Here is a 6,548-nt window from a genome sequence, read left to right as displayed (position 1 = left end):
CCCGGAGAAAGCGTCCACGAATGCGATCACCTGGGACCAAGGCCAAGAAATGGCTCACCACGCACAATTCACCATCGATACCGGTTGCAAAGTGTACTTCTGCGACCCGCACTCGCCCTGGCAGCGCCCGAGCAACGAGAACACGAACGGGCTCATCCGCGACTTCTACCCCAAAGGCACCAACTTCAACGACATTAGCGACGAGGACATCGCGAACACGGAACACCTCATCAACATCCGACCCCGCCGAATGCACGATTACCTCAGCGCAACCGTCAAACTGGAACAACAAATACAAGCAAACCGTGTTGCACTAGCCCCTTGAAACCACCTGCCGGATAAGCGTCGCAAGTGGCAACTCGCGGGAGGGACGGCGGCGGAAAAGTTGGTCGGCAGGTTTCTACGCCGCGTAGAAATAAGCTAAGATGAGACTGATTCCCAATCGGGAGCGCCCCCACGAAGTTTCTTCAGATAAGGTCTGAGCGTCGATGACAGATGTGCCGTCGCACTCCGCACCTTCCTTGGCGTCCGCCGACGGCCACAATGATGCCATCTGGCTCACCACGCTCCGCAACTGTGCCCTCGCAAGTGGGGGACTCGCCGTCGTTCTTTGCATCGTTGCCTGGGTGAGTACCTCAATGGCCGCGATGCTGAGTGTGCTGCTCACATCCCTTGCTGTGATGGCGTTTTTCTCTCTCTCGCTTCTGGCCGCTCATGTTTTCGGTAAGCACTTCGCCCATGGCGCGGTGGGCACGTTCGTACCCGTTTACCTGGTGAAGGTCGTTGCGCTGGGTGTCCTCCTGTGGCTCGTGCGCACACCGGAGTGGTATCACGGGGCGTGGGCGCTCTGGTCCGCGCTGGCAATTGTTATTGTGTGGCAAAGCGTGGAAATTTGGACGTTCGCCAAGGCTCGCTTCCTCGCCTACGCGCCGGTCAAGAGTGGGGGCGAAGCATGAGCGCCAAAAAGGCTGTCGGCAAGCAGGCCCAGTCCGGAGATCGCGCCAGCAACGAGGGCTCCTACAACGCCGGTTTGAGCGCTTTTAGCTACATAGCTGGCGGGATCATAGTCTGGAGTTTGATAGGGTGGGGAGTAAGCATTCTGCTGAATTCTCCATGGATCACTCTCATTGGGGTTGCCGTGGGTTTGGCCGGAGGTTTTTACCTCGCAAACCACCACGGTTACTTTCGCCCACAAGGCTCAACTGTGAAAGATCAGTCCGGAGAAAAGGACACATGATGCTCGCACACACTTTAGCCACGCTCGCTTGCGCGGGCACGATGGCTGAATGCCCAACGATGGACACTGCAGAGAGGAAACGCGTTGCTCGCGCTATCGCTCCCCGCTGAGAACAGCGGCGAATTTACGCCGCCTGGTATTGGTGAAGCTGGAATCCCTTCCCCTTGGTTTGGATGGGACGGCTTTGGCCGCTACCAGATTCTAGTCATTCTTTCCGTAATTCTGATTGCGGCGTTCTTTTTGATCGCTTCGCGCAAGGGCAGTCTGGTTCCTGGGAAACTTCAATTCGCCGGTGAATCCGCCTACGGTTTTGTGCGCAATGGAATCGCAAAGGACGTCATCGGCGAACGCGATTTCCGTCCCTTCATTCCACTGCTGTTCACGTTGTTCTTCTTTATTCTGGTCAACAACATTTATGGCGCGATCCCGCTGCTTGAGCTGCCGACCTTCGGTCACGTGGGTGGCGCCTATGGCCTAGCGTTGCTCGTCTTCTTCCTATGGATCGGCGTGGGGCTCAAGAAATACGGTTTGCGCTACTTCAAACTGGCGGTGGTTCCCTCCGGAGTGCCGTGGTACCTGTTGATTCTCGTGGTGCCGATCGAGATCATTTCCAACTTCCTCGTTCGCCCGATGACCCACAGCCTCCGTCTTTTCGCGACGATGCTCGCCGGACACATGATTGTGCTCATTGCCGGATACTCGCTGGAGTTTCTGGTGAACCTGGAGAACCCCTTTGCGAAGGCGTCCAGCGTCCTAGTGGTGGTGGGCTTCCTTGCGATGTACATGCTCGAGGCGCTAATCATGCTCCTTCAGGCCTACGTTTTCACGCTTCTGTCCGCCATCTACATTGAGGGTGCGCTTCACGCGGACTCCCACTAACCCCGAAATTTTCAACCAAAGACTCCCAAACGGGAAGTTCCCAAACAACCTGCCGCAACCTGTGGCATCTTGAAAGGAAAACAAATGACCGGCTCCCTTAACATGATCGGTTACGGCCTCGCTGCTATCGGCGGTGGTGTCGGTGTGGGTCTCGTCTTCGCGGCTTACATCAACGGTGTTGCTCGCCAGCCTGAGGCTCAGCGCGTTCTGCAGCCCTTGGCCTTCCTCGGCCTGGCACTGACCGAAGCGCTCGCGATCCTCGGTTTGGTCTTCGCCTTCATCCTCTAGCACGACCGACCAACTCGAACAGATAGGAGTGGCAACACATGAGGAATCTCATTGTTTCCGCTGCGAGCAAGACTGAAGAAACGAACCCGATTGTCCCCAATATCTATGACACGCTCTTGGTATTGGTCGGCTTCTTGGTCCTGCTTTTCATCGTCTGGAAGTTCGTAGTCCCCAACTTTGAGAAGACCTTCGCCGAGCGCACCGAGGCCATTGAAGGCGGCATCGCCAAGGCCGAGGCTGCACAGGCAGAAGCTACTCAGGCACTGGAGAGCTACAAGTCCCAGCTGGTCGAAGCACGCACCGAGGCAAACCGCATCCGTGAGGAAGCGCGCGCCGAAGGTGCTCAGATCCTGGCCGAGCTCAAGGACAAGGCCGCCAGCGAAGCCAAGCGCATCACCGACCAGGCTCAGGTACAAATCCAGGCTGACCGCGAGGCTGCCATGGTGTCCCTGCGCAGCGAGGTGGGCACCTTGGCCACGGAGCTTGCCGGAAAGATTGTGGGCGAGTCCTTGAACGACGACGAGCGTGCCAACCGCGTGGTTGAGCGTTTCTTGGCGGACTTGGACGCGAAATCCTCGGGAGCATCTGCCTAATGGCTGGTGCATCCGAGCAATCGCAAGCCCTCATTCTTGAGGAGTTCGAACCGACCCTCGCCGCAGCGGATCTCAAGCTCGGCGAAGAACTCTTCGCCGTGCTGGACCTGCTGGATGAGAACCCGGGTCTGCGCCGCGCGTTGACCGACCCGTCTCGAGACGATGCGGAAAAGGAAAAGCTTGTCGAAACGATCCTTGGCAACAAGGTATCGGCAGAAGCGCTGAACATCGTTTCCGCGCTGGCGCGAGCACGCTGGTCCAACGTTCGCGACTTTGGCGACGCGCTGGAAAAGGTTGCCGCGACCGCCGTGGCAGCGACAGCGGAGAAGAACGGTCGGGAGGGACTGGAGAAGCTGGAGAATGATCTCTTCGCCTTCCAAAACGTCGTCGCCTCCGACCATGGTCTCCAGGCGGCGTTGACCGAGCCTCAGGCGTCTGGCGACGCCAAGGGCACGCTCGCGCTCAAGCTGGTCCCCGGCGCCTCGGAAGAGGCGAAGGTGTTGATCCAGCAGGCCGTTCGCCACCCGCGCGGTTACAAGCCGCAGTCCCTAATTCGAGAATTTCAGGACATTGTGGCTGGCCGCCAGCGCCGCTACATCGCCGAGGTGTACGTGTCGCGTCCGCTCAGCGATGACCAGGTGTCCCGCTTGCAAAACGGGCTCAACAAGCTCTATCAGCGCGAACTCAACCTCAATGTGCACGTGGACCCGTCCTTGATTGGCGGCATTCGCGTGCAGGTTGGCGACGAAGTCGTTGACGCGACGGTCATGAACCGCCTGAACGAACTCGGCCGAAAGCTCGCAGGCTAAACCGCCAGCACCTTTGGGCCACAAGACAACAAAATTACCCACCCAAGGTTCCCGGAAACCAACAATCAGCCCAGGAACCGCACACAAGGAGAGCAGGGACTCAAGATGGCCGAATTGACCATCAACGCAGACGACGTCCGTAGCGCGCTCAACGAGTTCGCGGCGTCGTATGAGCCCGGCAACGCGGAACGCGTTGAAGTCGGGCGCGTCACCACCGCCAGCGATGGCATCGCCCGTGTCGAGGGATTGCCCTCGGTCATGGCAAACGAACTCTTGCGTTTTGAAGACGGAACCCTGGGCCTGGCCCAGAACCTGGACGTGCGCGAGATCGGTGTCATCATCCTCGGCGACTTCAAGGGCATTGAAGAAGGCCAGGAAGTTCAGCGCACCGGTGAGATCCTCTCGGTCCCTGTGGGCGATGCCTTCTTGGGCCGTGTTGTTGATCCGCTCGGCGCACCCATTGATGACCTCGGTCCGATCGACGCCGAGGCTCGCCGCGCCCTGGAAATCCAGGCGCCGACCGTGACGCAGCGCCAGTCCGTGAATGAGCCGATGCAGACCGGCCTCAAGGCCATCGACGCAATGATCCCGATCGGCCGCGGACAGCGCCAGCTCATCATTGGCGACCGCCAGACCGGTAAGACCGCGATCGCCGTGGACACCATCTTGAACCAGAAGGCTAACTGGGAGTCAGGCGACCCCAAGAAGCAGGTTCGCTGCGTTTACGTGGCTGTGGGTCAGAAGGCCTCCACCATTGCCGCCGTCCGCCAGACCTTGGCTGACCGCGGTGCCTTGGAATACACCACCATCGTGGCGTCCCCGGCATCCGACCCGGCCGGCTTCAAGTACTTGGCTCCGTACGCCGGTTCGGCCATCGGCCAGCACTGGATGTACGGCGGCAAGCACGTGCTCATTATTTTCGATGACCTCTCCAAGCAGGCCGAGGCCTACCGTGCGGTATCGCTCTTGCTGCGCCGCCCGCCGGGACGCGAAGCCTACCCGGGCGACGTGTTCTACTTGCACTCCCGCCTTCTGGAGCGTTGCGCCAAGCTTTCCGATGACATGGGCGGTGGCTCGATGACCGGCCTGCCGATCATCGAGACCAAGGCCAATGACGTCTCGGCTTACATCCCGACCAACGTCATCTCCATTACCGATGGCCAGATCTTCCTGCAGTCCGACCTCTTCAACGCCAACCAGCGTCCCGCGGTGGACGTGGGCGTGTCCGTGTCCCGCGTGGGCGGCGCCGCTCAGGTCAAGGCCATGAAGCAGGTTTCCGGTACCTTGAAGCTGACCTTGGCCCAGTACCGCGACATGCAGGCATTCGCCATGTTCGCCTCGGACCTGGACGCCGCATCCAAGCAGCAGCTGACCCGCGGTGCGCGCCTGATGGAGTTGCTCCGCCAGCCGCAGTACGATCCGTTCCCGGTCCCCGCACAGGTGGTCTCCATCTGGGTTGGCACCAACGGCTACTTGGATGACATTCCCGTGGAGGACGTCTCCCGCTTCGAGTCCGAGTTCTTGGAACACCTGAAGCACAAGTCCAACGTGTTGACCACCATTGGTGAAACCAACAAGTTGGAAGACTCCACCATCGATGAGCTCAAGTCCCAAGTGGAGGACTTCAAGCAGGGCTTCTTCGGCGAAGGCGATGACAAGCTCGTAGGCGCAGGCCACGAAGAGCACGAGTCCATCGGCGAAGGCGACGTTGACCAAGAGCAAATCAAGAAGCAAAAGCGCTAGGTGAGTTTTCGGCGTGAAGGCGAGCATCGCCGTCGTTCTTCACGCCGAACAACCCACTGACGTCTAGGAAAGGAAGACTATGGGAGCCCAGATCCGGGTCTACCGCCAGAGGATCAAGTCGACTGAGTCGATGCAGAAGATCTTCAAGGCGATGGAACTGATCGCGACATCCCGCATCGGGAAGGCGCGCGCACGTGTGGCGGCATCGCTGCCGTACGCGAACGCGATTACCCGTGCCGTCTCAGCTGTTGCTTCGCAATCCACCATCGATCACCCGCTGACCACCGAGCCGGAGCAGATTCGCCGCTCGGCCGTGCTGATCATGACCAGCGACCGCGGCCTGGCCGGTGCGTATTCCGCATCCGTGCTCAAGCAAGCGGAGGGTCTGACCGAACTGCTGCACAAGGAAGGCAAGGAAGTCGAGTATTTCCTGGTGGGCCGCAAGGCACAGGCGTACTTCGATTTCCGCGGCCGCCCGTTCGTGAAGGCCTGGACCGGTCACACCGATGCGCCCACCTTTGAGATGGCGCGCGAGATCGGCAAGACGCTACTTGAAGCGTTCAACACCCCCTTCGAGGAGGGCGGCGTTGATGAGATCCACGTGGTCTTCACCCGTTTCAAGTCCATGGTGACGCAGGAACCGACCGTGATACGTCTGTTGCCCCTGGAAGTGGTCGAGGAAGAAGAGACCGCAGCCGAAGACCTGTTGCCGCTCTACGAATTTGAGCCGGGAACCGAGCAGGTTTTGGATGCGCTGTTGCCGCGATACATCGAATCCCGCATCTTCAACGCGCTGTTGCAGTCGGCAGCCAGCGAGCTTGCCGCCCGTCAGCGCGCCATGAAGACCGCCGGGGATAACGCCAATGATTTGATCAAGAAATACACGCGTTTGCGCAATAACGCGCGTCAGGCCGAGATCACTCAAGAGCTCTCCGAGATTGTGGCCGGGGCGGACGCCCTCTCGGCCTCCTAGCTCGGCAAACCCAACGACAAGCCCAC

The 6,548-nt window shown here is 59.7% G+C and carries 9 protein-coding genes; all 9 read left to right on the top strand.

The genetic code is table 11. The features are described from left to right. The coding region (locus tag O148_RS0110870; RefSeq protein WP_035745852.1) for an IS30 family transposase at window positions 1–325 on the top strand (325 nt) is incomplete at its 5' end. Window positions 326–488: 163 nt separating this feature from the next. Continuing rightward, complete coding sequence (locus O148_RS17175; protein WP_051620113.1) at window positions 489–956, top strand: hypothetical protein; 468 nt, start codon at window positions 489–491, stop codon at window positions 954–956. Next, window positions 953–1,237: an AtpZ/AtpI family protein gene (locus O148_RS16200; protein ID WP_051620112.1), complete on the top strand. Its 285-nt coding sequence runs from the start codon at window positions 953–955 to the stop codon at window positions 1,235–1,237. Before O148_RS17175 ends, O148_RS16200 begins: the two co-directional genes overlap by 4 nt. A gap of 84 nt (window positions 1,238–1,321) precedes the next feature. Beyond that, window positions 1,322–2,116 carry a F0F1 ATP synthase subunit A gene (gene atpB / locus O148_RS0110855; RefSeq protein WP_026530929.1) on the top strand — a complete coding sequence of 265 codons (795 nt, stop codon included), beginning with the start codon at window positions 1,322–1,324 and terminating at the stop codon, window positions 2,114–2,116. 84 nt (window positions 2,117–2,200) lie between these two features. Next, window positions 2,201–2,404 carry an ATP synthase F0 subunit C gene (atpE, locus tag O148_RS0110850; protein WP_035745850.1) on the top strand — a complete coding sequence of 68 codons (204 nt, stop codon included), beginning with the start codon at window positions 2,201–2,203 and terminating at the stop codon, window positions 2,402–2,404. A 38-nt stretch (window positions 2,405–2,442) separates the two neighbouring features. Then, window positions 2,443–2,997 carry a F0F1 ATP synthase subunit B gene (locus tag O148_RS0110845; protein ID WP_026530927.1) on the top strand — a complete coding sequence of 185 codons (555 nt, stop codon included), beginning with the start codon at window positions 2,443–2,445 and terminating at the stop codon, window positions 2,995–2,997. Then, window positions 2,997–3,806 (top strand): F0F1 ATP synthase subunit delta, encoded by an 810-nt coding sequence (locus tag O148_RS0110840; RefSeq protein WP_026530926.1) that lies wholly within the window; start codon window positions 2,997–2,999, stop codon window positions 3,804–3,806. The genes O148_RS0110845 and O148_RS0110840 overlap by 1 nt, the downstream gene beginning before the upstream one ends. A gap of 105 nt (window positions 3,807–3,911) precedes the next feature. Beyond that, complete coding sequence (gene atpA / locus O148_RS0110835; RefSeq protein WP_026530925.1) at window positions 3,912–5,549, top strand: F0F1 ATP synthase subunit alpha; 1,638 nt, start codon at window positions 3,912–3,914, stop codon at window positions 5,547–5,549. A gap of 79 nt (window positions 5,550–5,628) precedes the next feature. Beyond that, a complete protein-coding gene (locus tag O148_RS0110830) occupies window positions 5,629–6,522 on the top strand; it encodes a F0F1 ATP synthase subunit gamma (RefSeq protein WP_026530924.1) in 894 nt (297 codons plus the stop codon). The last annotated feature ends 26 nt before the right edge of the window (window positions 6,523–6,548 follow it).

Source organism: Haematomicrobium sanguinis DSM 21259 (assembly GCF_000688395.1).
Taxonomy (GTDB): Bacteria; Actinomycetota; Actinomycetes; order Actinomycetales; family Micrococcaceae; genus Haematomicrobium; species Haematomicrobium sanguinis.
Note: the sequence above shows the minus strand (reverse complement) of the source record. Positions and strands in the feature narration are given on the sequence as shown.

Coding starts and splice junctions, on each gene's coding strand:
- O148_RS17175 (WP_051620113.1), top strand. CDS start 489: ATGACAGATGTGCCGTCGCACTCCGCACCTTCCTTGGCGTCCGCCGAC.
- O148_RS16200 (WP_051620112.1), top strand. CDS start 953: ATGAGCGCCAAAAAGGCTGTCGGCAAGCAGGCCCAGTCCGGAGATCGC.
- atpE (WP_035745850.1), top strand. CDS start 2,201: ATGACCGGCTCCCTTAACATGATCGGTTACGGCCTCGCTGCTATCGGC.
- O148_RS0110845 (WP_026530927.1), top strand. CDS start 2,443: ATGAGGAATCTCATTGTTTCCGCTGCGAGCAAGACTGAAGAAACGAAC.
- O148_RS0110840 (WP_026530926.1), top strand. CDS start 2,997: ATGGCTGGTGCATCCGAGCAATCGCAAGCCCTCATTCTTGAGGAGTTC.
- atpA (WP_026530925.1), top strand. CDS start 3,912: ATGGCCGAATTGACCATCAACGCAGACGACGTCCGTAGCGCGCTCAAC.
- O148_RS0110830 (WP_026530924.1), top strand. CDS start 5,629: ATGGGAGCCCAGATCCGGGTCTACCGCCAGAGGATCAAGTCGACTGAG.